22 protein-coding genes and 1 tRNA gene are annotated in these 23,920 nt (G+C 44.2%); 10 read left to right on the top strand and 13 right to left on the bottom strand.

The window, feature by feature from the left end; translation table 11 throughout:
* Positions 1-460 precede the first annotated feature (460 nt).
* Positions 461-664: a hypothetical protein gene (locus tag RIB93_RS20500; protein ID WP_446375080.1), complete on the top strand. Its 204-nt coding sequence runs from the start codon at positions 461-463 to the stop codon at positions 662-664.
* Positions 665-790: 126 nt separating this feature from the next.
* Here RIB93_RS20500 and RIB93_RS20495 read toward each other — a convergent pair whose 3' ends face one another.
* From RIB93_RS20495 to RIB93_RS20450, 10 genes are all read right to left on the bottom strand, one after another.
* Positions 791-1,570: a hypothetical protein gene (locus tag RIB93_RS20495; protein ID WP_446375078.1), complete on the bottom strand. Its 780-nt coding sequence runs from the start codon at positions 1,568-1,570 to the stop codon at positions 791-793.
* A 54-nt stretch (positions 1,571-1,624) separates the two neighbouring features.
* Positions 1,625-1,969, bottom strand: coding sequence for a TMEM14 family protein (locus tag RIB93_RS20490; RefSeq protein WP_446375076.1), 345 nt, complete (start codon positions 1,967-1,969; stop codon positions 1,625-1,627).
* A gap of 325 nt (positions 1,970-2,294) precedes the next feature.
* Positions 2,295-2,663, bottom strand: a complete 369-nt coding sequence (locus RIB93_RS20485; RefSeq protein ID WP_446375074.1) for a DUF760 domain-containing protein — start codon at positions 2,661-2,663, stop codon at positions 2,295-2,297.
* 169 nt (positions 2,664-2,832) lie between these two features.
* Positions 2,833-3,324: an SMC-Scp complex subunit ScpB gene (gene scpB / locus RIB93_RS20480; protein ID WP_446375072.1), complete on the bottom strand. Its 492-nt coding sequence runs from the start codon at positions 3,322-3,324 to the stop codon at positions 2,833-2,835.
* A gap of 432 nt (positions 3,325-3,756) precedes the next feature.
* Positions 3,757-4,632: an ABC transporter ATP-binding protein gene (locus RIB93_RS20475; RefSeq protein ID WP_446375070.1), complete on the bottom strand. Its 876-nt coding sequence runs from the start codon at positions 4,630-4,632 to the stop codon at positions 3,757-3,759.
* 10 nt (positions 4,633-4,642) lie between these two features.
* Positions 4,643-4,954, bottom strand: coding sequence for a HepT-like ribonuclease domain-containing protein (locus RIB93_RS20470; protein ID WP_446375068.1), 312 nt, complete (start codon positions 4,952-4,954; stop codon positions 4,643-4,645).
* Positions 4,935-5,246: a nucleotidyltransferase family protein gene (locus RIB93_RS20465; RefSeq protein ID WP_446375066.1), complete on the bottom strand. Its 312-nt coding sequence runs from the start codon at positions 5,244-5,246 to the stop codon at positions 4,935-4,937. The genes RIB93_RS20470 and RIB93_RS20465 overlap by 20 nt, the downstream gene beginning before the upstream one ends.
* 7 nt (positions 5,247-5,253) lie before the next feature.
* Positions 5,254-6,003 carry a HEPN domain-containing protein gene (locus RIB93_RS20460; RefSeq protein ID WP_446375064.1) on the bottom strand — a complete coding sequence of 250 codons (750 nt, stop codon included), beginning with the start codon at positions 6,001-6,003 and terminating at the stop codon, positions 5,254-5,256.
* Complete coding sequence (locus RIB93_RS20455) at positions 5,987-7,051, bottom strand: ParA family protein (protein WP_446375062.1); 1,065 nt, start codon at positions 7,049-7,051, stop codon at positions 5,987-5,989. Before RIB93_RS20455 ends, RIB93_RS20460 begins: the two co-directional genes overlap by 17 nt.
* A 95-nt stretch (positions 7,052-7,146) precedes the next feature.
* The gene (locus RIB93_RS20450; protein ID WP_446375060.1) at positions 7,147-8,463 is read right to left on the bottom strand and encodes an NAD(P)/FAD-dependent oxidoreductase; all 1,317 of its coding nucleotides are present in this window, start codon (positions 8,461-8,463) and stop codon (positions 7,147-7,149) included.
* Positions 8,464-8,911: 448 nt separating this feature from the next.
* Here RIB93_RS20450 and petC point away from each other — a divergent pair, with 448 nt between their 5' ends.
* From petC to RIB93_RS20425, 5 genes are all read left to right on the top strand, one after another.
* On the top strand, positions 8,912-9,445 hold the full coding sequence (gene petC, locus RIB93_RS20445; protein ID WP_446375058.1) for a cytochrome b6-f complex iron-sulfur subunit: 534 nt from the start codon (positions 8,912-8,914) through the stop codon (positions 9,443-9,445).
* A gap of 239 nt (positions 9,446-9,684) precedes the next feature.
* Complete coding sequence (locus RIB93_RS20440; RefSeq protein ID WP_446375056.1) at positions 9,685-10,062, top strand: rhodanese-like domain-containing protein; 378 nt, start codon at positions 9,685-9,687, stop codon at positions 10,060-10,062.
* Positions 10,063-10,241: 179 nt separating this feature from the next.
* Entirely contained in the window at positions 10,242-10,928 is a 687-nt protein-coding gene (locus RIB93_RS20435; protein WP_446375054.1) for a class I SAM-dependent methyltransferase, read from the top strand.
* An 82-nt stretch (positions 10,929-11,010) separates the two neighbouring features.
* Positions 11,011-12,009 (top strand): NAD(P)/FAD-dependent oxidoreductase, encoded by a 999-nt coding sequence (locus RIB93_RS20430; protein ID WP_446375052.1) that lies wholly within the window; start codon positions 11,011-11,013, stop codon positions 12,007-12,009.
* A gap of 185 nt (positions 12,010-12,194) precedes the next feature.
* Positions 12,195-12,692: a rhodanese-like domain-containing protein gene (locus tag RIB93_RS20425; protein ID WP_446375050.1), complete on the top strand. Its 498-nt coding sequence runs from the start codon at positions 12,195-12,197 to the stop codon at positions 12,690-12,692.
* A 296-nt stretch (positions 12,693-12,988) separates the two neighbouring features.
* Here the strand turns inward: RIB93_RS20425 and RIB93_RS20420 are convergent, their stop codons facing one another.
* Together RIB93_RS20420 and RIB93_RS20415 are read right to left on the bottom strand one after the other, a co-directional pair.
* Positions 12,989-14,932 carry a DUF3370 family protein gene (locus RIB93_RS20420; RefSeq protein WP_446375048.1) on the bottom strand — a complete coding sequence of 648 codons (1,944 nt, stop codon included), beginning with the start codon at positions 14,930-14,932 and terminating at the stop codon, positions 12,989-12,991.
* Between the two features lie 74 nt (positions 14,933-15,006).
* Positions 15,007-15,378, bottom strand: coding sequence for a hypothetical protein (locus RIB93_RS20415; protein WP_446375046.1), 372 nt, complete (start codon positions 15,376-15,378; stop codon positions 15,007-15,009).
* Here RIB93_RS20415 and RIB93_RS20410 point away from each other — a divergent pair.
* From RIB93_RS20410 to gltX, 3 genes are all read left to right on the top strand, one after another.
* Positions 15,364-15,437: transfer RNA gene (locus tag RIB93_RS20410), tRNA-Asp, on the top strand. The two genes, RIB93_RS20415 and RIB93_RS20410, sit on opposite strands and share 15 nt — an antisense overlap.
* Positions 15,438-15,644: 207 nt before the next feature.
* Complete coding sequence (locus RIB93_RS20405; protein ID WP_446375044.1) at positions 15,645-16,448, top strand: hypothetical protein; 804 nt, start codon at positions 15,645-15,647, stop codon at positions 16,446-16,448.
* Between the two features lie 143 nt (positions 16,449-16,591).
* On the top strand, positions 16,592-18,037 hold the full coding sequence (gltX, locus tag RIB93_RS20400; RefSeq protein WP_446375042.1) for a glutamate--tRNA ligase: 1,446 nt from the start codon (positions 16,592-16,594) through the stop codon (positions 18,035-18,037).
* A 286-nt stretch (positions 18,038-18,323) separates the two neighbouring features.
* Here gltX and RIB93_RS20395 read toward each other — a convergent pair whose 3' ends face one another.
* Entirely contained in the window at positions 18,324-21,680 is a 3,357-nt protein-coding gene (locus RIB93_RS20395; protein WP_446375040.1) for an ATP-binding protein, read from the bottom strand.
* Positions 21,681-22,123: 443 nt separating this feature from the next.
* Between RIB93_RS20395 and dacB the strand changes: the two genes are divergently transcribed.
* Positions 22,124-23,671, top strand: a complete 1,548-nt coding sequence (gene dacB, locus RIB93_RS20390; protein ID WP_446375038.1) for a D-alanyl-D-alanine carboxypeptidase/D-alanyl-D-alanine endopeptidase — start codon at positions 22,124-22,126, stop codon at positions 23,669-23,671.
* The last annotated feature ends 249 nt before the right edge of the window (positions 23,672-23,920 follow it).

Here is a 23,920-nt window from a genome sequence, read left to right as displayed (position 1 = left end):
GCTCAAAAAAACTCTCAAGAGTCCCAAAAACAATTACTGTTTCTTTAGAAGATATTCAAGTGTTTAATTTTTCAGACTTTTTCCCTTGATTGGATATGTAGTTTCTTGTACTTCAAGTTGAAGTGCGGAGTCTAGGTTATATAACTGAACATAGTTAAGTTTATTTCCACCAACCTACTTAAGATATCCGTAGGGTGGGCATTGCCCACCAGCCTTAGGGAGTGTGCCATTCAGCTTAAGTCATAGTGTCACTCCCAATATTTTGTGATTTAGATCACCTAAAAAAGACAAACTTATCATAATCCTTCCTCAGGAAGCATCACTTGGCGAATCAATACTTATCACAATTTTGGTTAAGTCATAATCACTGACAATCCGCTGATTTGATCACGTTAAAAAATCGATAAGTTCTTTAATATATTTTATACAAGGAGAGATACACCACGTTGCCAAAGACCCAATGAAATCTGCTCAAGTTTGCTTTCCCAAATTTCCCGTCCAGCAAATTGCCCATCGCATTATTAATATGCGCCAAATTAGCTGGATTGATCAACAACTGTTTATGTCAGCTCTTTTATCGAAACAGTCACTCTCAATGGAAGAGGAACACTTAGTTGAACGGATTTATGAAGGTTTACATCGGGGATGGATTCGAGTCATTTAATAGAATTAATTAGGGCTTATGAATTATTTAGACTTAGCTTACTTCTCGTGAAGTGAGTATGACAAATGACAAATGACAAATGACGAATGACGGTCTTCACCGTTCACGTTAATTATGTCCACCTACTTAGATTCGACCACTACCAATTTTGGGTAGAACTTCCTTTGCCCATAATTCATCAGAAATTTTAATTTGCTTGTCTTCGGGAACTCTTTGATTATATTGCTCTAATAACGCTGTAATAAGTTGAATATACTCTTTCAGTAAATCCCTAATTTCTTGTCGGGCTAATAAATTATAAGAATTCGATGTATTGTTTTTTGCACTGAATTGCCGAATTACAGGCGCATTGAAGACAATCCAAAGAAATGGGGAATTAATAACTTCTTCCATCAATTCAATGAGTTCAGGTTGTAAAAATAAACAATATTTTTCCATAGTGCGGTTTAAGGAATCCTTAAACTGCGAACATTCACGTAATAGATAATCTGACCAATCCGCTTCAATTGCACCCAAGACAGGGGCTGGTTTTGAAAAATCAAGAAACGCTAATTCTTCAAAAAATGTATGATCAAATAAGTCAACGACGGTTTGATAATTTTTATCGGGTTTTTCGGCAATAGCTGCCTTAAACATATTAAAAAATAAATAAAAGTGACGCCGAAGCGGTCTCCTTAGTTGCAGGAATGCCACAGCTTCTAGTTTTCTGCGTTGATTTTCTTGATCGATCGCAATGACCCGATCAATCGAAAAGACGACAATTAGAATGCCAGTAATTTCTGAGGCAATATCTAAAGAAAAGGATTTGAGCCAAGGATATTGACCCGAACTGATGAAATAAATGAAAAAGCAGCAGCCCAATAAGATAGGAAGTACAAGATAAGGAGTTTTAAAAGATTTTCTCATCTTATCGCCTGCTACTTTGCTTGAGCGTCCGGGTTATTGAGAAAAGATACTCTTCTATTGCAAGAAACCCTCTGCTGCTAATAATCCTACAGAAAAGAGTACGGTAGCCATTAGCGAAAAAACCATCATCATGCCAGAAGGCATAAAGCTGCGGGTGCGGAAAAGGCGAATAATAAAAACGATAAATAACACTAGAGAAATTAATGTGGCGAGTCCGAGTCCCATAATGGGGATAATCCGACAAAGCCACCAAGCCACCAACAGTCCCAGACCACTACTGATACCCGAAATTAGGGATTTTTGGCTTTTGGCTTTGACATACCCGATTACGCCACCCACCAAAACGAGTAAAGCGTAGATTAAAACAAATCCGGTAATAATTGGCAATAAGTTGTTCATGTTAGGAAAATTTTGCTGGATATCAAGACTGACGATCCACTAATTTATCGTATTAATTATACTCGCTTTAGCGCTACTTGGGAGGAGGCAGAAGTGTTCTTACGGATACCTTCTCGTTTCAGCCGTAGAAAGTCTTAACCTGGAGGGCGACAGCTATATCTGCTTTGTCGTCTAGGGTTAACGGGTGAGTTGCTTCCGCCGCGCTATGGTAGTAAATTACACAAAAACCACTGCCCTTTACGGCAGCCCAATCCCCCGCCTCCCGTCTTCATTAGACGGGGGAATAGCTTTTCCATGACTCTATTAGGCTTTTACACGAATGAGTTTAGAGGGAAGAACCGTTAGAGTGGTCGTTGTAATGGGATTGCCCATGCCAATTCATGGTGTCAGTCATATTGTCTTCTAGTTCCATGCGTTGTTCCATGCGACGCAGAAAATAGCCCGTCATCATCGCCGAAGCCAACAATCCAGCTAAATTTTCGCGATCTGTGGTAACTTGTACATTGAAACTCTCAGACGGAAGCATTCCCACCAGTCCTTGGACATTCTGGGAAATGATTTGCTGAATTTCCGGGCTGGCAGATTTGGCAACCTGGGACAGCACATCGGGGGATTGGTGTTGGAGATAGTTCAGGAGTTGGTTGGTTGCGTCATCTTCAGGGGGAGAATTGAGGAAGTCAGAGTTAAATACCATTAGAAATTAAAAGATGTGACTTACTTGTTTCTACTCTAAACGATTGTACTAGCTACCGACTTGGTACTTTGGTTAAACAGTCCTAGTTCTTAAGGAAGAAATTCAGGATTGTCCTTCCGGCTGAAGGATAAGATCAGATGAAGTGGTGCTTAAGATTGAGAAGTGGTGCTTAAGATTGAGAGGACGTCCGTAGGGACGGTAGGAGGTTATCGAGTTCAAAGTGTTGATGAAATTTATTTGTCACTTGCAACCAGTAGGAACGACCATCGGTTTGTCGGCGTCTGCTGACAAATCCTAGGGAGATGAGTTCTTGAACATGTTGATACGCACCACTACCGCGTAAGTCGATCAGTTCAGTTTGAGCGATAGGTTGTTTAATGGCGATCGCGGCTAAGGTTCTCAATGCTCCTACACCTAATTCAGCAGGCACTAGACTTTGCATTAACGTAGCAAATGAAGCCCTTAACTGCAAGCTATAGCCCTTTGGCGTCTCGACGACTTCTAGGGCGCTGTCTCGATAGGCATAGTCTGACATCAGTTCAATTAAAGCATCTTCTGCCGCCGAGCGATCGCATCTGGCACACTCAGTAATTTCCGTCAGGGACAAGGGTTTGCCCTTTAAGTATAGAATCGCTTCAATTTGGGTCGCTAGACGAGGCATTGGGGATTAGGGACGTTTTGAGTGTTGAATGTGTAGGGGCGGGTTTAGGGAATTTGCTCAAACTGTTGACGATAACTTGGGTTCAAAACCCGCCCTTACCGAGTGTTGAGTTTTGGGTGTGTAGGGGCGGGTTTAGGGAATTCGCCCAAACTGTTGACGATAACTTGGGTTCAAAACCCGCCCTTACCGAGTGTTGAGTTTTGGGTGTGTAGGGGCGGGTTTAGGGAATTCGCTCAAGCTGTTGACGATAACTTGGGTTCAAAACCCGCCCTTACCGAGTGTTGAGTTTTGGGTGTGTAGGGGCGGGTTTAGGGAATTCGCTCAAGCTGTTGACGATAACTTGGGTTCAAAACCCGCCCTTACTTACCGAGTGTTGAGTGATTAGGGATTGAGGATTGGGGATTATAGGATTGGCAAGTACCGAAATGCTCATCAATCGAGTTGTCGTCCCGTCAGTTCCACAAAGATATCTTCTAAATTTGAGGGACGAACCATCATACCCGTTTTATCCGGTAAGCTGTCAAGGTAGGCATTGGCATCGTCTAGAGTCGGAAAGAACTTATACTCGAAGCGATCGCCAATTTGTTTCATCAGCAACCCCTCACCATGGTTAGCTTTCAGTTGTTGCAGGGTTCCCAGTTCAATTAGCTTACCACAGTCCATAATACCGATGCGTCCCGGCTGACTCGTCCCATAGGCATCACACAACACCTCCACCTCGTCCATGTAATGCGTCGTCAGCAGCATAGTCATTCCTTGGCGGTTTAAATCGCGAATAATCTCCCACAGGCGGCGACGGGTTTGGGGATCAAGTCCCACCGTAGGTTCATCTAAAAATAGAATTTTGGGTTGGTGCAGTAGCGCCCTAGCAATTTGCAGGCGACGCTTCATCCCACCTGATAGGGTTTTGACTGGCGAATCCCGCCTTTGGGCTAATTCGACATACTCCAACCACTGGTTAATCAGGGTTTGCCGTCGGGGATTGGAAATGTGGTGCAAACGTCCGTGGAGTTCCATATTCTCCCAAACGGTCAGGTCGTTATCAACACTTGTTTGTTGCAACACGACGCCGATATTTTGCTTAACCTCAGCCGGTTGACGCACCACATTATAACCCGCAATCTCAATTTCCCCTTCAGTGGGTCGGGTTAAAGTGGTTAACATGCGAATCGTCGTCGATTTCCCCGCACCGTTGGGACCGAGTAGACCAAATATCTCTCCCGATTCGATAGTGAAGGAGAGGTCATTAACCACAGGAATTTTATCGTAGTTTTTTTGGACGTGTTGGACACAAACAGCAGAGGGCATTCGGTCTGACTCATAGTAGGACAACTTTACATTTCATCATATCTTCGTCCCACACAATATCGTAATCAATGCCGAAGTAGTTATGGATTAAGCGGTCACGCATTCCCGCGATCGCACGCCATTCAATTGTGGTATAGTTCTGACGTAGTGTATCAGGTAGTTGTTTAACCGCTTCGCCAATTACTTCAATGCTACGAACATAAGCCCGTTTCAAGGTTTCGTCTTGCACAAAAGTAGTTTTATCCAGACCCCTAGAGCTTGTGATAATGTAGGTGGTTTCGTCGAGGATATGCTGTAAATACTCACGCGCTGACACAGACATACTCAACCTTATCTAGAATACGCGAACCGATGTAAGGACTTAACGACTCGATAGTAATCAGGTCAACGGCTCTACCAAATAGATCTTCTAGAAAAAATGACAAGTGCATAAAGTCATCAAAAGTTTTCTGGTCTGGCTCAAATACCACCAGAATATCAACATCGCTTTTTTCGTGGATTGCATCACGAACAAATGAGCCAAACACTCCACACTGTTTGACTCCAAAACGCCGTAACTCTTGTTGATGCTCATACAAGAGAGAGAATACTTGAGACTTCGTTTTTACAGGCATAGTTTACTTAAAGGATTTGGTGAATACTCTCAACAACCTGCTCCACAAAGTTAACTGCATCGCTGACGAGACTTTCATCAATGTTCCAGCGGCTGCCAATATTATATGTAGGATCGATATCAGCTTCATGAGCAATTTTGTTTCTACGATCAACTATCGCACTCAGTTGTTGTTTAACATCTTTGGCGGATCTGCCCAACTTCTGAGCAACCTCTTCCCACAATTTTTTATCTGAAATTAGGCGAATGGCATCGGCTATTTTTTCGGGTTGCTGAAAGCTTTGATAGCTAAGACGTTCTCGAACTTCATCTTCTAGCCAAGAGGCATTATTCAGTCTGTTCAAAATGCCACTTGATATAACTGGGAGCAAAGCCGAGACTGTGTGAGATTGCTGCAAAAATGAGGAACCTTGACTTTGTTGAATTTCATTCTCTAACCAGGATGCAATATCCATCGCTATCAATCGTTCTTGTCGTGCGCCACCTAGGGAAACTTGAAAACGAGAAAATGCAGATTGAGAACTGTTGCGTGGAGGATTAGGTTCGGAACGCTGACCCCTGTGAATCTCTAGCATTCCTAGGATTACAACTTCATGGACATAGTAATCCAAGGCGCTCACAGCTAGAACCAGAGCAGCCCTCAAAATATCTGACAAATCTAGGGCGGGAGTTGATTGGGCTTTGACAGAGTTGTGAATAGAAATCAGATCTCGAACACGAGCAATGCTGATTCGGAATTGATCAAGCGCTGACTGCATAGGAAAGAGAAGTGAGTCCTATAATCTTATCGGCTAATTCTGCAAATATTTTTTGAAATTCAGCTTGCTTTGCTTGGTTATTTTTTAACACTTTTCCTGTTTGCCTTAATTGTTGAGGCGTGAGGGCATAGATTGGAGTCTGATGTTCCTGTGAAAGAGCAATTAGGCTATTAAAATTGGAAATTTTTGTTAAGCAAAAACTGTCACTGATTCCATGTTCAGCATATAATTGTTCAGGAATTAACATACTATTTTGACGTAAAATTGGAATCAGCTTAGAGGAAACGTCTTGCTCAATCTTATTAATCCATGTTTCAAAAGCAGCAGTTTCTTTCCCGCGAATGATCCGAAAATTTTGAACAATAGTACCTAAAAAGCGTAGTGTAATGTCAGGAAATGGATAGGCTGCTTCTTTAAAGACAGGAAGTGAACTAGCTTGTTTAGCCCATGCGTACCATTTAGGTAAAACTTTAGCTAACGAATCAATTGCCATTACAGAAAAGAAATCGGCAGTAGTAGGCACGACAAAAAAGTCACTGGTCATTAGTAAATTTTGATTGATTGATCCTAAGCTTGGACTCATATCAATCAAAATATAATCGGCACTAAACTTTTCAGCAGTTTTCTCCAATAAATCTGTAATAGAGCCGGGTAAGTTTTTGAGAGCCTGAATTGAGCCACTTAGCTCTTGAGCAATTCCCAATGTGACTTCATATTCACCAAAACCCACATGACCAGGCAGTAAAAACAGTCGCTCTTGTCCCTCAATGGGAATGCAGTCTACTGCCTCAATAGCCCTTGGCTGTGACTCAAAGGCTGGTGCTAGCCCTGTTCTAATATTTGAATGGGTATTGTAAATCGCTTCAATTCTTTCCTCGTCGCTCTCTGTTCCTTGCCCTAAAGCCATACCCGTTAGATTACACTGGGGGTCAGTATCTACAAGAATTACTGTTTTTCCCTTTGAGGCAAGCATCCAACCCAGATTAAATGTGGTTGTAGTTTTGCTAACTCCGCCTTTGTGATTAAAGAGGGCAATTTTTTGAACCATTGCACTTACCACCTCTTAGTTCTCCAACTTTAGACCTTAGTATAGCTTGAGCCGGACTCTTGCGGACTTATTCGCCAAACTGTTAATTTAATCGCTTATCTTGGTTGTAGACTTGACTCAATTGGATAATCCTTTGATACTGGAATCGGTTCTACCAGGGATAAGCCCAACAAACGCAAACCCCAACGCTCAAACCAAGGTACAGATAACCCCCATCGCATCTTGGTTAGGAAAAATCGCTCAAAGGCAATCTTTAACCAGCTTACCCAACGACCGCGTTTGGCGATCGCACGTCGCCGTTGACCTGTTTTCGGATTAGGTAAAACGGGATCAGCTAAGAAGACAATTCCCGTATCACCAAAATCTGCCATACAAATCGCTGCTAACGTAGGCGTCATTGGTGCAGCTTGAATCACACCCAATTCTCTAGCAATGTTGTGCGCCACCGCCATACCCATCGCCTCCGCCATTTGCCCCGTTTTTGGCACACCGATAGGCAACGGTGTCTTTTCCGGTTCCGGTGGCGATAACTGCACCACTACGCCTGCACTATAGATAGAGGGAAATGAAGGATGCTGATACGTCGGTAATACAGGTAGAAAACCCTTCTGATCACTCAACCCAGGGACATCTCGGACAAAGCTTGGTCCCCGGAACGGCGGTAGCAGCATGGCGTAATGGAAGGGTAGCCTATGACCCTCTGCTAAGGTGATCTGATGCGGATGAATGGCAGTAATTTCAGCATTCTCAATCACCTCAATCTGCCGTTGGCGCATTAATTCAGTCACCAACTCCGCCGAATCTGCCATACCCCCAATTCCCAAATGACCCGCATAAGGTTCTGGGGTGACAAACGTAATCGGTACTTGTTCTCGCAATCCTTGTCGCCGCAGTATCCAATCGGCTAATAGGGCAAACTCATAAGCCGGTCCCATACAACTTGCACCCGGAACCGCCCCCACAACCAAGGGTCCGGGATTTTCCAGAAATTTCGCCCACGCTTCTTTTGCCATTAAAGCATGGTGAGGATTGCATACCGATTGGGTGTAACCGCGATCGGGTCCTAATCCTGGTATGGCATCTAGCGCTAATTCTGCCCCGGTAGCAATCACTACATAGTCATAATTAATAGTCCTGTCTCCCACCCTTAACCATTGAGCCTGGGGGTCAATACCCGTTACTTTACCTTGGACAAACTCAATTTGACGGGATTTGACAACAGAAGCAATGTCTACTTGAATTCGCTGCAGTGGAGTTAAATTAAACGCAACCCAAGGCAGAGAGGGAATAAAGGTAAATTTAGGTTTGTCACAAATTAACGTAATTCGGTGGACATGAGGCAGGAGATGCCGCAGTTCGTAAGCGGTGGGTAGTCCGCCAATACCCGCACCGATTACCACAATATGAGCCATAGTTACACCACGGTTTATTAAAACTATACAACTTTGTAACTATATTTACAATCTATATGGACTGAGCTGCACTCCACAACGAAACACCTGTAGGAAGTCTGACTTTTTCACGATATGTGGCGCAACGTGAGTATTAATTGTGTAGGGGCGGGTTTCACAACCATCTTTTTAGTTGCACCTATAAGTGACTAAACCCGCCCCGACTCAGGTTTCTAGACTTCCCCTGAAAAGTCAGGGGACTTACGTAGTTACACCATATATAGCGTTAATAGTGCGTTATCTACGCTAACACACCCTACAAATAGAGGTTGTGCGTAAGTCTTACAAGAATTACCTACATTTGAAGCAGGTCATCTTCCCAATATCTTGTTACTTGACTAAATAACTAGATGGTTATTAAACTAGGTAACGACTCGTAAATTTTTTTTACACAAGTTGGAGGATATCCATGGAAGACAGTTTATCGATGCAAAGTCCCTCAATGTCTCGGCGACAGCTTCTTAACTTCCTCACCGGAGCAACCATCGCCGCCACAGCTAGCGCCGCCCTCTATCCAGCCGCTAAATTCTTTGTCCCACCCCAAGAAGGAAGCGCAGATGGTTCGATTATCGCCAAAGATAAATTAGGGAATCCCATCCCCGTGTCCCAAATCGTCGCCCAAGGTGCAGACGCCCGTGCTTTGGTTGCGGGTTTAGCAGGTGAACCGACGTATTTAACCGTTACCGACGATAACACCTTAGACTCAATCGGAATTGTCGATAACTGCACCCACTTAGGTTGTACCTTTCCCTGGAACGATACCGACCAACAATTTCAATGTCCCTGTCACGGGTCTCGTTATAGTCCCGATGGTTCTGTTGTCCGGGGTCCGGCTGACCGTCCCCTAAAACTGGTGCAGGTTAATATAGAAGGCGACTACATCCGCATAGCGCCTTGGACGGAAACTGATCCCCGCACTGGGGAAACACCGTGGTGGGTGTAAACTTTAATTATTTTGTCTGATACCAAGTTTGTATGACGTTGCACTTTTACCCCACCGCCTACGGCACCTCCCCTTAGTAAGAGGAGGTTGGGAGGGGTGAATGAGTATTAGGTGCAATGTTACGAAGAAAGGGTATTGGATTTCCTGGTATTTCCCACGTTCCTATAGACTTTCGGTCAAATATGTCTACGGAAACAGCAACACCATTGAGTTTTAACATGTTGAATTGGGAATAAATTATGAATTCTGTCTCCTCTTTCTCTCCCTCTGTCAAAGACTGTTCTCCCCAAGAATTTGTCCACTCTGCAAATCAGCCTTTACTTATCGATGTCCGCAGTGGGTTTGAATATGCCATGGGTCACGCTCCCAGCGCAATTAACCTCAGTTTACCCCGCATTATTATCGGCATGATCCCGATGTTTCGCCGCTGGGTTTTACCACAGTGGTTCCAAGATTTGCCCAAAGACAAACCCATTGCCGTTATTTGTTTAACCGCCCATCGTAGTCCTATTGCTGCCAAACAACTAGCTAAATCGGGTTTTGCTAAAGTGTTTAACATCACGGGCGGTATGGTGGAATGGCGACGGTTAGGATTAGAGATTCAAACCCATTCTTAAGTGTAATGCTACTGACTTTAGAGTTTGTAGTAAGTGCTTTAGCGCTTCTGGCACTAAAGTGCCTACTACGAACCCAGCTTAAGTCAGCGCCATTCTTCTTAAGTGAAGCTTTGATAGGAAACAATCCTGATGTTAACTTGCTACCATAGGAATTCCCTGATTGTGAAGAATGAATCGTTATGGTCTTAAAAATACAACCCTGTGTAAACTGGTACAAACAATTATTTGCTTGGGGAATGGCGAAGGCAAACGCCGCCGATGAAAATGCTATTCAATTGGCAAATTGCAGTAGCCATTCTACCCTAGCTCAACTCAAACAGGCTTTATTTGCCGACTTGCAGGGTAAGGTTTTAGAAATTGGACCAGGCGCTGGGGTTAATTTAGAGTATTATCCCACTGACATTCATTGGATAGGCGTTGAACCAAATCCCTTTATGTATTCCTACCTAGAACAGGAAGCCGAACAGGTTGGGTTGAACCGGATTGATATAAAAAGTGGGTCGGCTGAACGGATTGAGGTTGAGGATAATAGTGTGGATGCTGTTGTCAGTACCTACGTTCTCTGTTCCGTCAGCAATCTTCCTACAACCGTCCAAGAAATTCAGCGAGTTCTCAAGCCAGGGGGTCGCTTTTTGTTTGTTGAACATGTGGCGGCTGAATGTGGCAGTTGGCAACGACGGATTCAAGGTAGCATTGAGCCGATTTGGAAAACGCTGTTTGATGGCTGTCGCCCGAATCGGGAAACCGGGCTTGCGTTAGAAAAAGCGGGATTTGAGAATATAAATTATCAACAGTTTCAGGTTCCTTTTCCAATTGTTAGCCCTCATATTTCTGGGGTGGCTACTAAAAGTAGAGATGTGTCATAACAGAATTTCGTAGGGTGGGCACTGCCCACCAACATAAAAATAACTTTTGTTTCATTCTCAGTTCTCTAGAACCATTAAAACTATGCAACTCACGAAAAAAAATCTGCCTGAACGTCTGAATCACATTTATGATGCGATTGTCGTTGGTGGCGGCGCGGGTGGACTTTCGGCTGGAATCTACCTACAACGATTTCGCCTTTCCAGCCTAATTATTGATAAAGGTAAATCTCGCTCATTTTGGATGCAGGAATTGCACAATTATTTAGGCTTACCACCAGATACTCCAGGTCGCGTTCTGTTGCAACAAGGGAAACAGCATTACACGTCTTTAAACGGTGATATGCTGAATGGTTATGTTGAAGAAGTGGTGGATGAGGGAGATAGGTTTGCCGTGCAGGTGAAAGTGGGTCGTAAAAATAGTATTTACCCCGTATTCCGCTCGAAATACTTAATTGCTGCGAGTGGCATTATCGACAATTTACCCCCTTTGGAGGATATGCAAAATGTCTTTGATTATGCAGGATATAACTTGCATGTCTGTATGGTTTGTGATGGCTACGAAATGACAGATAAACAATGTGGTTTCTTTGCGGCTAGTGAAGCCAGTATTGAAGAAATGGTGTTTAATCTCAGTTGGTTTACACCTTATATCACCGTGTTCACCCATGGGCTGTTTGAGGTGAGTGACTCAATGCGTTCTCAACTGCACAATCATGGTTATCGTTTGGTGGAAACCCCGATTAAGAAATTTCTGGGTGAAAATCACCAGATGACGGGAGTTGAGTTAGTGGATGGGTCAATTATTTCCTTAGAAACTGGATTAATTTCTATGGGGTCACGCTATCACAATACTTATCTCCAAGGATTCAATTTAGATGTCAAGGGTAGTAATCTGATTACCGATAAAATGGGGCGGACGTCTCACCCGCGAATTTTTGCGATTGGAGACTTGAAGGTGGGGTTAAATCAAGTGGTTGTGGCGGCTGGAGATGGTGCTTTAGCAGCGACTCAGATTTGGCGAGATATTCGTCGGGAATCCGGTTCTCGCCGCTGGGAGGAAAATCTAGCGGTTTCTGTTTAGCAACAGGAGTGAATGGGTTAGTAAATATGAGATAACTAGGGAGATTAATTACAGCAATAATTGGGCTAAAAATATTTAACTTGCTTGGCTTTTAGCTTTGCTTAAATAAAAAAATAAGCCATTATATTGCTGATAATAAATCCTACATGCCAACAATGAATAAACAACTAAAGCAAGGAAAAACAATGATTGAAAGCAAAAGAGTTGTATCAGGACTGCTCCTGGGATTGTTACTGGTTTTAACGCTATTGAGTGGTGTATTCGTTCCTAAATCTGCCCTAGCTGCCGTAGAATCTAAGGTGACGAGTCCACCTAGCGCAGAAGTCTATACAGCGGTCGATCAGTTGCTGAATTCGCTACCACGAGATTACTATACAGTGATGCCAGTGAAGCAGTTGAAGAACAAGCTCAAAAAGCGGGATAATGTCGTATTGGTTGATGTGCGAGAACCGTCTGAATATGATTCAGGACACATTCCTGGCGCTATTAATGTTCCCGTGCGATCGCTAACCAAAAATTTGGATAGAATTCCCACGGATAAACCTGTAATTTTATACTGTTCGAGTGGGCATCGCACGGCAATTGGTATGACGGCGTTGCGGTTGTTAGGGTATACGAATGTTCGCAGTTTTCCTCCCAGTATTAATGGCTGGAAGGCGGCTGGCGAACCGTTGGAAAAATAAGCCTGTTTAATTCCTTGAATTACGCTAATAGGAATAAGAAGTATCTTAGACTACGGGAGACAGAGATCTCCCTATGTCATTCCCTTCCCAGAGTCAGCAAGGCGAAAGAAAGCAGATACACCCTGCCTTATTCAAGACCCTATATGAAATGCAGATGACCCTCTAAACCTTTGACGAAATAACGGCTCATTTTGTGTCATTAATGGCAATAAATTGTAAAAGGAATGGTATGCTTAAGCCAGGTTTGTCGTTGCACTTTATACCCAGCTTGGAATAGAGGCTGGGGGTGAGGGCTGTTACCTCGCCAACGTCTTCACCGTCAACACCTGCGGCGGTGTAGAATCGGGTGGATAAATAAATTCGACGTTTACCTTTCGCTGTTCCCCTGGCGCTAAATTTAACGTAACTAAGGGATCAGACGGTTGTCCCCGACGCTGAACTAAATGCACATAGCGTGTCTGACTTTTCCCTTGATTATCTTCATGACTGACCCGAACCGTTCCCCGAAAAAAGACCTGATCAACGGTTGGATTCAAAAACAGTAATTTATCTGACCCTGCCTCATCTTTTAAGGGCGTTTGCATTGATACTGTTACCGTTTGCGATTGACTGGTCGTATTTTTCAGGGGTAATGTTAGATTATATTCCACGCCATAATTACTATGAGCATAATAAGCCGTATCCGGATAACGGGCTAACATTGGCGCACTTTGAATTTGACCCGTATTCAATGTAATTAAATGCAGTGTCCCTAAAACATAAGAAAATGCCTTGCCCGGTTGGGGAATGCTCAAATTATCCGATTCTAAGGTATCGGTAATCTCAGCTAACCATTCGGTTCCTTTAGAAATCCCGGCAACTCGTCCAAATACCGTCGGTTCTCTAGGCGGGTCAAGGGGGGTTGGCGTAAGATTACGGGGTTCGGCTAATTCCCCTTCGACTAACAAGGTTTGCCATTCCGCTAATGTCGGGGCGCGGTATGTACCATTCGAGTTTTGCGGCGCTTTCATGGCTAAATTAGCAACATAAACCGAACCATTACTGCTTAACCGCATCATTGTGGAACGTCCATTGGATGCTGGTGCGCGTCGGATAGGAATCGGCTGATTCATCAAGAGTTTAGTTTGCCCTGCTGCTAATACCAATTGTTCTGGAAACCCGTCCTGACGAATCCCCCGCAGTACATCATTCATCGTGCGACTACCGGGTCCCGAATAAATCTTACCATTGGGATTATCCACTATATCCGGTAAGTCAATAAATGGTGCATCGGGAGTACTTAAATAACTCGCCGCTTGCAAAACCTCAACCGTTACGGGTTTAGCGGTAGGATTGTGCAGCAGTAATCCCTGATAAAGGGGACGAGTTTCTGCCTGAGTTTCTGCCCTAGCGATATGATGGGTAAAAATATCGAAACGTCCTTGAAAGGGAAAGTTCAGATGGGCAGAAGGAATGCGTTTTCGGGTTGGGGAAAACGTGGATAACAAAATTCCTTCGCTTCTGACTAATTCCGGATAATTACTATTAAATGTGGGAACAGAATTCAGTCCTCCGGGTAATGTCCGTACCTGTTGAGGATGAATTTCCACCCCAGCAATATACTCAGGCGGAACCGCATAAATATTTAACGCCCGACATAATAGCGCCGCAACTTCGCCCCGAGTCGCCCGTTCATTGGGGCGAAGCTGTCGTACTGTAGGATAATTCACCACCAGAGTATTTACCGCCGCTGCCGCGATCGCATTCCTAGCGTATCCTGGAATACCAGAGGCATCTTGGAAATACTGTCCCAGGGTAGAGTATGGATTACGGGGAATGCTGTAATTCTTCGCCCCAGCCAAAACCCCAATCGCTTGCACACGGGGAATCGGTTGACTGGGTTGAAAAATCCGCCCCGGATAACCCGCGAAAAATTCCCGTTGATAAGCGTCTTGAATTGCCCGATATGCCCAGTGACTCTGTGGCACATCTGTAAACGTGATTCCATTGCGTTTAACTTCGGCATCGGGGAACGCATTCAGCATCAACACGGCAAATTCTGCCCTGGTAATCGAACCATTGGGGCGAAACGTGCCATCTGGGTAACCTGTGACTAGGTTTCGAGATGCCATCTGGTTAATGCAATCCTTTGCCCAATGGCTTTGGATATCGGGGAATGCGATAGCATCGGCGGTAACGAGGCTGAAACAGAAGGCAAGGAGAATGGATGGAGAGATAGAGATGTTGAAACCTCTGGGCATGAATTAGGAGTTCGGGTTAACTTATCGTCGTTGAAGCATTTTTGGCAGAATTTGTTTCTGCGATTGTTCATGGTTCATTGGGAATCTTCTCCCTCATCTCCCTCATCTCCCTCATCTCCCTCATCTCCCTCATCTTCCTCATCTCCCTCATCTTCCCCAGCTCCCCCAGCTTCCCCATCTCCCTCATCTCCCCCATCTCCCTCATCTCCCCCATCTCCCTCATCTCCCTCATCTCCCCCATCTCCCTCATCTCCCCCATCTCCCTCATCTCCCTCATCTCCCTCATCTCCCCCATCTCCCTCATCTCCCCCAGCTTCCCCAGCTTCCCCAGCTTCCCCAGCTTCCCCCTGCACACCCAGCGACAAAAATTTTTCTGCACTGGCTTGACAAATCCATAGATCTTCGTAACAATAGAATTCGGCTCGGAAATTGGGACTGTAGTTCAATTGGTTAGAGCACCGCCCTGTCACGGCGGAAGTTGCGGGTTCGAGCCCCGTCAGTCCCGTAAAATGTTTAAAGAATGTAGGTTCAGTTTAGACAGAATGCAATGCCTACTCGCTCAGCCGCTACGGGGTGAGTTCGATTCGCAGTGAATCCAATAGCATTATCGTTTGTCTCAACCCCTCTACTGGCAACATCGGGATTTCTAGCTGAATTACGATGTTTCAATAATATAATTTTCGATAAATTATAATAGGATACTCAAGGTGTTATGTTGCCATTAACGGGTTATGACTCAAGCACTTACCCAATTTTCCATGAATGTCTTCAACGGTATTTTCCGGGTGCATTACCTATGGAAGATTACATGAAAAAAACTTTCCATTGTTTAAAAGCCCTGGGTTTTGAAGATGAAAATACAATGGGAATGGCAGCACTCTGTCGGGACGAAATTACTGATCCGTTACTTAATGAATTAATTAGATACTGGGGAAAAACATTTAATTGTTGTAGTCTTGCTGGGTTCGTGATGATGGGAAAAACGGGTTTAGCCGCCGCAACAGACCACGTTCCGATTTTCGATGGAATACGCCGCTTTACGTTTTTAGCAATGCCTCATATTGCGATTTCTAGAGACGGAGAAATTGGCAAGGTTTATCGAGAAGGTATCCACAAAGCGTCTCATGCCTGTGGTGCATTAGAAGCGATTGTCAACGAGTTAGAATCAGGACGTCTTAACCTGCAAATGGATATCGAGGATCTGGAACAATCCATTATCCGACAAAAAATACTGTCCACTATAAATTATGGAGAAAAACCGAATTTAGTTGAGATGACTAAGTTGGCTTGTCAGATTATTTCTGATGATGTGGAAACCCTCTTAAATCCCTTAGATTCTTCTATATTTAAGTATGCGGTAATGACGGGTATTCAAATTCATGGTCCTATGGATACGAACTGGATCTATCCTCATGATTTTTATGTGGTGGGTGCAGATTTACCAGGAGGCAAAAACGTTATTGAAGTGGTTGGAAAAAGAAATTCGGGGATGGATGAGGGAGTGTTTAGCACCTGATGATTAGCAAAGGTGGGTGATTCTTCCTACTTTATCCGTGGGTAAATCACCATCAAGTCAGCGCCAACGACAAATTAGCGCCGCTCTGCGCTACAATGAATAGCTGGAAAATACTTAGCCAACCCTAACCAGAGATTGATCTTGTGACTGTTAGAGTCCGCATTGCACCGTCTCCCACCGGAAACCTACACATCGGTACCGCCAGAACCGCCGTATTTAACTGGTTATTCGCCCGACACCACGGGGGTCAGTTTATTCTACGCATCGAAGACACCGACCAGACGCGATCGCGTCCCGAATATACCCAGAATATATTGGATGGACTCACCTGGTTAGGACTCAACTGGGATGAAGGACCTGTTTTTCAATCGAAACGGTCTGACCTTTATCACCACACCATTCAAACCCTTTTAGATAACGGATTAGCCTATTACTGTTACACCACAGAAGACGAACTCAAGGTACTCCGAGACGCCCAAAAAGCCCGCAAAGAAGCCCCTCGCTACGATAACCGTCACCGCAATCTCACCCCAGAACAACGCAGCGCCTTTGAAGCCGAGGGACGACAGCCGGTGATTCGGTTTAAGATTGACGATAATCGTGAGATTGTCTGGAATGACCTGGTGCGCGGTAAACTCACCTGGAAAGGCAGTGATTTAGGGGGGGATATGGTAATTGCCCGGGCTGCATCCCAAGGTGAAATTGGTCAGCCTCTCTACAATCTAGCGGTTGTGGTTGATGATATGGATATGAAAATCACCCATGTCATCCGAGGTGAAGACCACATTGCCAATACTGCCAAACAGATATTACTGTATGAAGCCCTTGGCGCAACCGTACCCGAATTTGCTCACACACCATTAATTCTGAATCCACAAGGGCAAAAACTGTCTAAACGCGATGGTGTGACCTCGATTTCTGAGTTTCAGAATATGGGGTTTGTCCCGGAAGCCATGGCAAATTATATGACGCTATTGGGTTGGTCACCACCAGATTCAACCCAGGAAATTTTCACCCTAGAAGAAGCCGCCCAACAGTTTAGTTTTGATCGGGTGAATAAAGCGGGAGCAAAGTTTGACTGGGATAAACTAGATTGGCTGAATAGTCAATATCTGCACAAAAAATCGCCATCAGAATTAGTCGAGTTACTGATTCCCTACTGGCAAGAAGCTGGGTATGAGATTGACCCGGAAAATAATCGCCCTTGGTTAGAACGATTAGCAGCTGTGATTGGTCCGAGTCTGACCCGCTTACCGAATGCGGTGGAGATGACGCGACTGTTCTTTACCGACTCAGTTGAGTTGACCTCAGATGCAATTGAGCAACTTAAAAAAGAAGGGGCTACAGATGTACTGAACGCGGTTTTGGAAGCCTTAGACAACACGCCGGAATTTAGTGCAGAAACCGCAGGGCAAATCATCAAACAGGTGACAAAACAGCAAAAAGTTAAGAAAGGTTTAGTCATGCGATCTTTGCGGGCTGGACTTACGGGTGATGTCCATGGTCCTGATCTAATGGAGTCTTGGGTATTACTACACCAGAAAGGACAAGATAAATCCCGTTTACAGCAAGCCTTGAGTCAAGTGTGATCGTATTTAGGGGCTGCTGAATAAGTCTTGTGGTGGGGAGAGGGAATAGGGAATAGGCAATGGGCAATGGTTTCAACATCTCGACTTCGCGGCAATTGAGCGTTCGACGGCTCGACTGAGCGCTCACGCCGAAGTCCTGTCGAAATTCTGAGGTACACATACAGATCCCCGACTTCTCCAAGAAGTCGGGGATCTTGCTTAGAGACTGTACCTCATCAACCACCAAATCTGCTGTAAGTCCGGACATCATATTATTCTAGAGTTTGGTATATTTTGACCCCTTTTTTCATATCTTTGTAAGAAAGCCAGGTAAACTCTTATTTAGATAAAAAACAGCCGCTTTGTCCTGGGGATTAATTTTCACGATTTCCCGAAAAATACGTTTTGCTGCTGCAAACCTTTGTTGATAAAAAAGTAGAACACCTTGTTCAAATAAAGTTTTTGTTTGTCTCTTTAAACGCTGACTCTTCGGAGAATCTCCATCAAAGACTTCAAAAACGGCTACAGCTAATTTTCTTCCCTCTACAGTAACCCGCTCTAGGAATCGATAGTTGTAGTTTTGAAAGTCTTCCAGTTGAAATAAGGTTTGTCCACTAACCAAAATATTCGCACCATAAACCTTGGTCAACCCTTCCAAACGAGATGCCAGATTGACAGCATCCGCTATCACAGTACTTTCCATCCGTTCCCGTTCGCCAATCGTCCCCAGCATTAAACTCCCAGTGTGTAAGCCAATACCAATGGCAATCGGAACATCACCCTGTTGCTGCCGATACTCATTGTAGCGGGTAACTTGTTGTTGCATCGCAATCGCACCTCGAACCGCATCATCTGCTGATTCTGGGAAAAGTGCCATAACCGCATCGCCAATGTATTTATCAATAAAGCCACGGTTTTCCCGAATCACTGGACTGACTCGACTCAAATAATCATTAATGAAGTTAAAGTTATCTTGGGGAGACAGGGCTTCTGATAAGCTTGTAAATGAGCGAATATCAGAGAACATAATGGTCATTTCTTTCTGGATGTGGTCTCCCAATTGGACATCCACAATACTTTCATGACCCAGAAAGCGCAGAAAGTCATGGGGAACAAACCGACCATAGGCTTTGTTAATCTGAGTTAAACGAATATGGGTTTTGATCCTCGCGAGTAATTCTGATTTAGAAAACGGTTTGATTAAATAATCATTAGCACCGGACAGAAAACCTTCTACTAAATCAGTCGGTCTATTTTTTGCCGTTAACATCACAATCGGTAATTCGCTCGCCAAAAACTTGACTCTAAGCCTCTGGCAGACTTCATACCCGGTCATCCGAGGCATCATCACATCTAATAGAATTAAATCCGGTTTAAACCCATTCTCAATAATTTCTAAAGACTCTAAACCATTGGTCGCGTACATCAATGAATAGTTGGCTAAAGAGAGCTGATTCTCTAAAACCTTAAGATTAATGGGTTCATCATCAACGACCAAAATTTTAAAGGCTTCTAGTGAACAGACTCTCGACTCTAACGGAGTTACCTTTTCTTCTTCTTTAATCAGCGGATGTTGAACCAGAACTGGAATTTGTGAGACTTGAGAAACGTTCTGTCCTTGCTTAGTGGAAAGCGGTAAGGAAAAGCGAAACTGTGAACCGACACCCACTGTGGATGTCACCCGAATTGTTCCCCCTTGTAACTCCACTAATTTCTTAGTGACGGCTAAACCTAAACCCGTACCGCCGTATTTGCGACTGGTAGAGCCATCGGCTTGTTCAAATGATTCAAATATTTTCTCTAATTTATTCTCTGGTATACCAATACCCGTGTCAGCGACGATAATGGTAGCCTGTTGGGATTCTACTGGAGTATTATCAATATTCATACTCATATAATCGCGGTTTTTAACCTGTACTGACACATCTATTGTCCCTTGTTCTGTAAACTTGATAGCATTGCCAATTAAGTTGTAAAAAATCTGTTGTAAGCGGTTTTCATCGGCATGAACTAATGGGAAATCAGGAGGAACTGAATTAATTAACTGTAAGGATTTTTTGCCAATCAGTGGCTGAGACGTATTCAGGACAACATCAACGATGGCTCGCAAGCCGACGGGCTTAAGTTGTAATTCTAGGTTTTTATGTTTGAGTTTCGAGAAATCCAGGATATCATTGACCAGATTGGACAATCGTCTACCACTTGAGGCAATCATGGCGAGATTTTCTTGGGCTTTTGTTGGTAATTGTCCGGCTGCGCCGTCTATTAAAGATTCAGCAATGCCAATAATGCCATTTAGGGGTGTGCGGAGTTCGTGGGATGTATTGGCTAAAAATTCGTCTTTGAGTTGGTCGAGATGCTGTAATTCAGTATTTTTACGCTCTAAAGCCACAAAGGATTCTTGTAACTGAAGCGCCATGCGATTAAACGCTTTCGCCAGCACTCCCACCTCATCAGAACGGTCTAAGTTTACAGTCTGGTCAAATTTCTCTTCTGACAACGCCATAGCTGCGGCTTTGAGTTGCATAATGGGTTGGGCAATCCAACGACTGGTTAACAATCCGGCTGAGGTGGCTACGAGTAATGCAGCGATACAGAGTAATAGGGTTGTGCGAGTATTGGCATAAATTTGTTCCATGAAATCAGCTTCTGGAACCACGACAACAATCAGCCAATCTAAACCAAATTCGTCTTGAAAGGGGTGGACTTGAACAAAGTGTCGCCGACCTTCAAGCCTAAAGTCAAGTTGTTGACTCTGACTAATCTGGTTTAAATTACCAAAGTAGTCGATTAAATAGTGGGCAGTCGAACGGATTAAGGGTTGATTTAATTCCCTGGCTTGTAATCGTGTGATCTCTTTATCTATTTTTTTAAAGGGTTTTTTGGGAGTCGAACTCGCCACTAACAGTCCAGAACGTTCCATGATAAAGGTTTCACCAGAACGACCAATGTCTAGGCGGCGCAAGAACTCGCTAACGTGGGAAATGTTTAAATCAACGGACAAAACACCTTGAACTTTTCCAGTCTGGTCGTAAAAGGGTTCAACAAAGGGAATTCCCAAGGTCGGATAAGCCGCATAAGCGTAGATTTCTCCCCAGATTGGCTGACCCGCTTGCACAGCATTTTTGTACCAGGGTCGGATTCTGCTGTCGTGGTGATCCTGAACGCTAATCAGTTCTACACGCTGACCTTGATGATTGGTTGAGTAAATTTTATAGTCCCCGGCGACAAAATTATCAGTGGCTTCAATAATCAAACTACCATCATCCAGGCGACCCGCTGACGCCAATCCACCTTGTTCATTGCCAAAGTAAATGTAGCTAACTGTATCAAAAACTTGAACTTGGTTCCAAAAGTAATGTTCTAGGGACGCTTGGTTATCTAAACGTAATAAATTGCTGCGAATTGCCCGGGAGGTGATTTGATTGATTAGGCTGGGAATGTTAAAATAGTTTGCGAGTTTTTCTTCAATGCGATCGCTAATTTCCTCTTGCAACTGTCCGGCGAGATCTTCTACTGCCTTTTGACCATTTTTAAAGGAAAGATATCCAACAAGCACGACGGCTGTAAAAATTTGCAGGACAAAGGGGACAACCAAAATAACGCGAAGCGGTATTTTTCCTGAAATCTTCAAAATGAAATGGCTTAGGGATTGCAATACCATAGTCCATAATCCCGTTATGCAGGTTAATCTTTAGTATAAGGCGTCAGAGGCTTGTCATTCTGGTTTTTGATTTACTCTATGGGAATTTAGCCTGGATGGGATGTTTTACGGGCAAACCTTTTTGCGCTCCAGCATTCTCAATCAGAATCTTCATCTTTAATGCTAATTAACCAAATTAATAGCCTGCATTAATATCTTTGCCGATACCACACAGAATCGCACTATAGGCGGCGTATGCATTAATAGATTCTTTACTGTTGCCGTATTTTATGGATAAAATTACTTTATTTACTTTATTAAAGATAATCAAAATTAGGAGTTTTGGTGAAATTCAAAAGACAAACCCCTTCCAGATTGAGGTGGTGAGTCAAGTTATACTCTTGCCGATAGCGAACCTGCCTTGATTCCTTGTACAGTATCAGAGATAACCAAAAACTCTGTCCATGTTCAATTCCCTTTTCTCGTTCAAACCCAATCAACGTCCTTACGACTCTAGGTTTAACCCCAAACAACTGCTGCTGCTGTTGCTGTTGTTACTTGAAGCGCAATTCGTCACCCAACTCACCCCAGTCACGGCTCAAACGGATGCGCCGACAACAGTTGAACCATCCCCGGATACAGCGCCGACAATATGTCCGGCGGATCTCAAAGCCTCCATCGACGCGATCGCCAATCGTCCCGAATTTGATTATGCCCGTTGGGGTATCTTGATCCAACCCCTATTGTCAGACACACCCCTCTATAGTCGTGAACGCGATCGCTATTTTATCCCCGCATCTAATCTCAAACTCTTCACCACAGCCGCCGCTTTATCCCAACTCGGTGCTGATTTTCGCATTCGCACCTCTGTTTATGGCACGCCAACAGAAGGAACTATACCCCAATTACGAGTTGTTGGGCGAGGTGATCCCAGTTTAAGTACAGATCAGTTAAAAGACTTAGCCCAACAGCTTCAGCGTCAGGGAATTCGGCGCGTGGATCAGCTTATTGTCGAAGATCGTTATTTTAGTGAACCTAAGGTTAACCCAACCTGGGAATGGTCAGATATTCAATTTTATTATGGGACGGCGGTCAATAGTTTAATTCTCAATGAAAATGCTGCATTACTAACCTTAACGCCTCAAGACATAGGACAACCCCTTACCGTGAATTGGGCTGATCCCATTGCAGCCAATCAATGGCAGATTGAAAATCAAACCGTTACTACTGACGCCGAATCCGCAGAATCAATTAATATTTCTGGGGTGCTAGGTAAACCATTATTACGAATTCGCGGTCAATTAGCGGCGGATGCAGGACTTTGGTTAACGGCGGTGGCAATTCCTAATCCGGCTGACTATTTTCTCCAGCATTCCCGTCTGGCGTTAGCGGATGCTGGAATTCAGGTGGAACAAGGGTTGGTGACAACTGAACCGAATGCTCAAGAAGACACTGAATTAGCGGCGGTGGAATCTCCTCCCCTGAGTGAACTGATCAGCCAAACCAATCAAAACAGTAATAATCTATATGCAGAAGCCTTATTGCGATCGCTAGGTGTGACAGAAAAAGAGGCAAATGAGTCAACCGCTAAAGCTGGACGGGAACAGATTAGAGATATCTTAACAGAATTAGGGGTGGAACCCGAGTCCTACGTCCTTGCTGATGGTTCCGGATTATCTCGCCACAATCTGGTTAGCCCCACGGCTATCGTACAACTCCTACAGGCGATCGCACGAACTCCGATGGCACAATCCTATCGAGATTCCTTAGCCGTGGCTGGGGTAGAAGGAACACTACGACAGCGCTTTCAGAATACCCCAGCCCAAGGTCGAGTGTATGCTAAAACGGGAACCATGACTGGCGTGTCAGCCCTGTCTGGCTATGTAGACGTTCCCGATTATCAGCCCTTGGTGTTTAGTATTATGGTGAATCAATCCAATCAATCAGTGAGTACCATCCGTGAGGCAATTGATGAAATTGTGGTTTTGCTGGCGCGGCTACGTTCTTGTTAAAAGAGGGAATAGGGAACAGGGAAATCAGCGTGTTATAACAAATTCGGGTTAGCTACCGCCGTTATAACCCAGTCCGCGTAGGCGGACGCAAGGCAAGTGTAGCAGCGATTTTAATCTGAAGTTCCCCTTTGACAAATCGCTACACTGTATGCCTATCCCCGCTTAGGGCGATTTCAGTTTCAGGCTCACTGGGTACATATTAGGCTGACACCCAACAAATCTAAAGCCTTCCTTTGTACCGGAGTCGGT

Origin of the sequence: Coleofasciculus sp. D1-CHI-01, from assembly GCF_040218875.1 — a bacterium.
Lineage (GTDB): Bacteria > Cyanobacteriota > Cyanobacteriia > Cyanobacteriales > Coleofasciculaceae > Coleofasciculus.
Note: the sequence above shows the minus strand (reverse complement) of the source record. Positions and strands in the feature narration are given on the sequence as shown.

Bases quoted from the DNA above. Each gene is read 5' to 3' on its own strand.
- RIB93_RS20440 (WP_446375056.1), top strand. From the start codon at position 9,685: ATGAATTCTGTCTCCTCTTTCTCTCCCTCTGTCAAAGACTGTTCTCCC.
- RIB93_RS20405 (WP_446375044.1), top strand. From the start codon at position 15,645: ATGTTGCCATTAACGGGTTATGACTCAAGCACTTACCCAATTTTCCAT.
- RIB93_RS20420 (WP_446375048.1), bottom strand. From the start codon at position 14,932: ATGCCCAGAGGTTTCAACATCTCTATCTCTCCATCCATTCTCCTTGCC.
- RIB93_RS20460 (WP_446375064.1), bottom strand. From the start codon at position 6,003: ATGCAGTCAGCGCTTGATCAATTCCGAATCAGCATTGCTCGTGTTCGA.
- RIB93_RS20430 (WP_446375052.1), top strand. From the start codon at position 11,011: ATGCAACTCACGAAAAAAAATCTGCCTGAACGTCTGAATCACATTTAT.
- petC (WP_446375058.1), top strand. From the start codon at position 8,912: ATGGAAGACAGTTTATCGATGCAAAGTCCCTCAATGTCTCGGCGACAG.
- RIB93_RS20450 (WP_446375060.1), bottom strand. From the start codon at position 8,463: ATGGCTCATATTGTGGTAATCGGTGCGGGTATTGGCGGACTACCCACC.
- RIB93_RS20470 (WP_446375068.1), bottom strand. From the start codon at position 4,954: ATGTCTGTGTCAGCGCGTGAGTATTTACAGCATATCCTCGACGAAACC.
- RIB93_RS20500 (WP_446375080.1), top strand. From the start codon at position 461: ATGAAATCTGCTCAAGTTTGCTTTCCCAAATTTCCCGTCCAGCAAATT.
- scpB (WP_446375072.1), bottom strand. From the start codon at position 3,324: ATGCCTCGTCTAGCGACCCAAATTGAAGCGATTCTATACTTAAAGGGC.
- RIB93_RS20395 (WP_446375040.1), bottom strand. From the start codon at position 21,680: ATGGTATTGCAATCCCTAAGCCATTTCATTTTGAAGATTTCAGGAAAA.
- RIB93_RS20455 (WP_446375062.1), bottom strand. From the start codon at position 7,051: ATGGTTCAAAAAATTGCCCTCTTTAATCACAAAGGCGGAGTTAGCAAA.
- RIB93_RS20490 (WP_446375076.1), bottom strand. From the start codon at position 1,969: ATGAACAACTTATTGCCAATTATTACCGGATTTGTTTTAATCTACGCT.
- RIB93_RS20485 (WP_446375074.1), bottom strand. From the start codon at position 2,663: ATGGTATTTAACTCTGACTTCCTCAATTCTCCCCCTGAAGATGACGCA.
- RIB93_RS20495 (WP_446375078.1), bottom strand. From the start codon at position 1,570: ATGAGAAAATCTTTTAAAACTCCTTATCTTGTACTTCCTATCTTATTG.
- dacB (WP_446375038.1), top strand. From the start codon at position 22,124: ATGTTCAATTCCCTTTTCTCGTTCAAACCCAATCAACGTCCTTACGAC.
- RIB93_RS20465 (WP_446375066.1), bottom strand. From the start codon at position 5,246: ATGCCTGTAAAAACGAAGTCTCAAGTATTCTCTCTCTTGTATGAGCAT.
- RIB93_RS20475 (WP_446375070.1), bottom strand. From the start codon at position 4,632: ATGCCCTCTGCTGTTTGTGTCCAACACGTCCAAAAAAACTACGATAAA.
- RIB93_RS20435 (WP_446375054.1), top strand. From the start codon at position 10,242: ATGGTCTTAAAAATACAACCCTGTGTAAACTGGTACAAACAATTATTT.
- RIB93_RS20425 (WP_446375050.1), top strand. From the start codon at position 12,195: ATGATTGAAAGCAAAAGAGTTGTATCAGGACTGCTCCTGGGATTGTTA.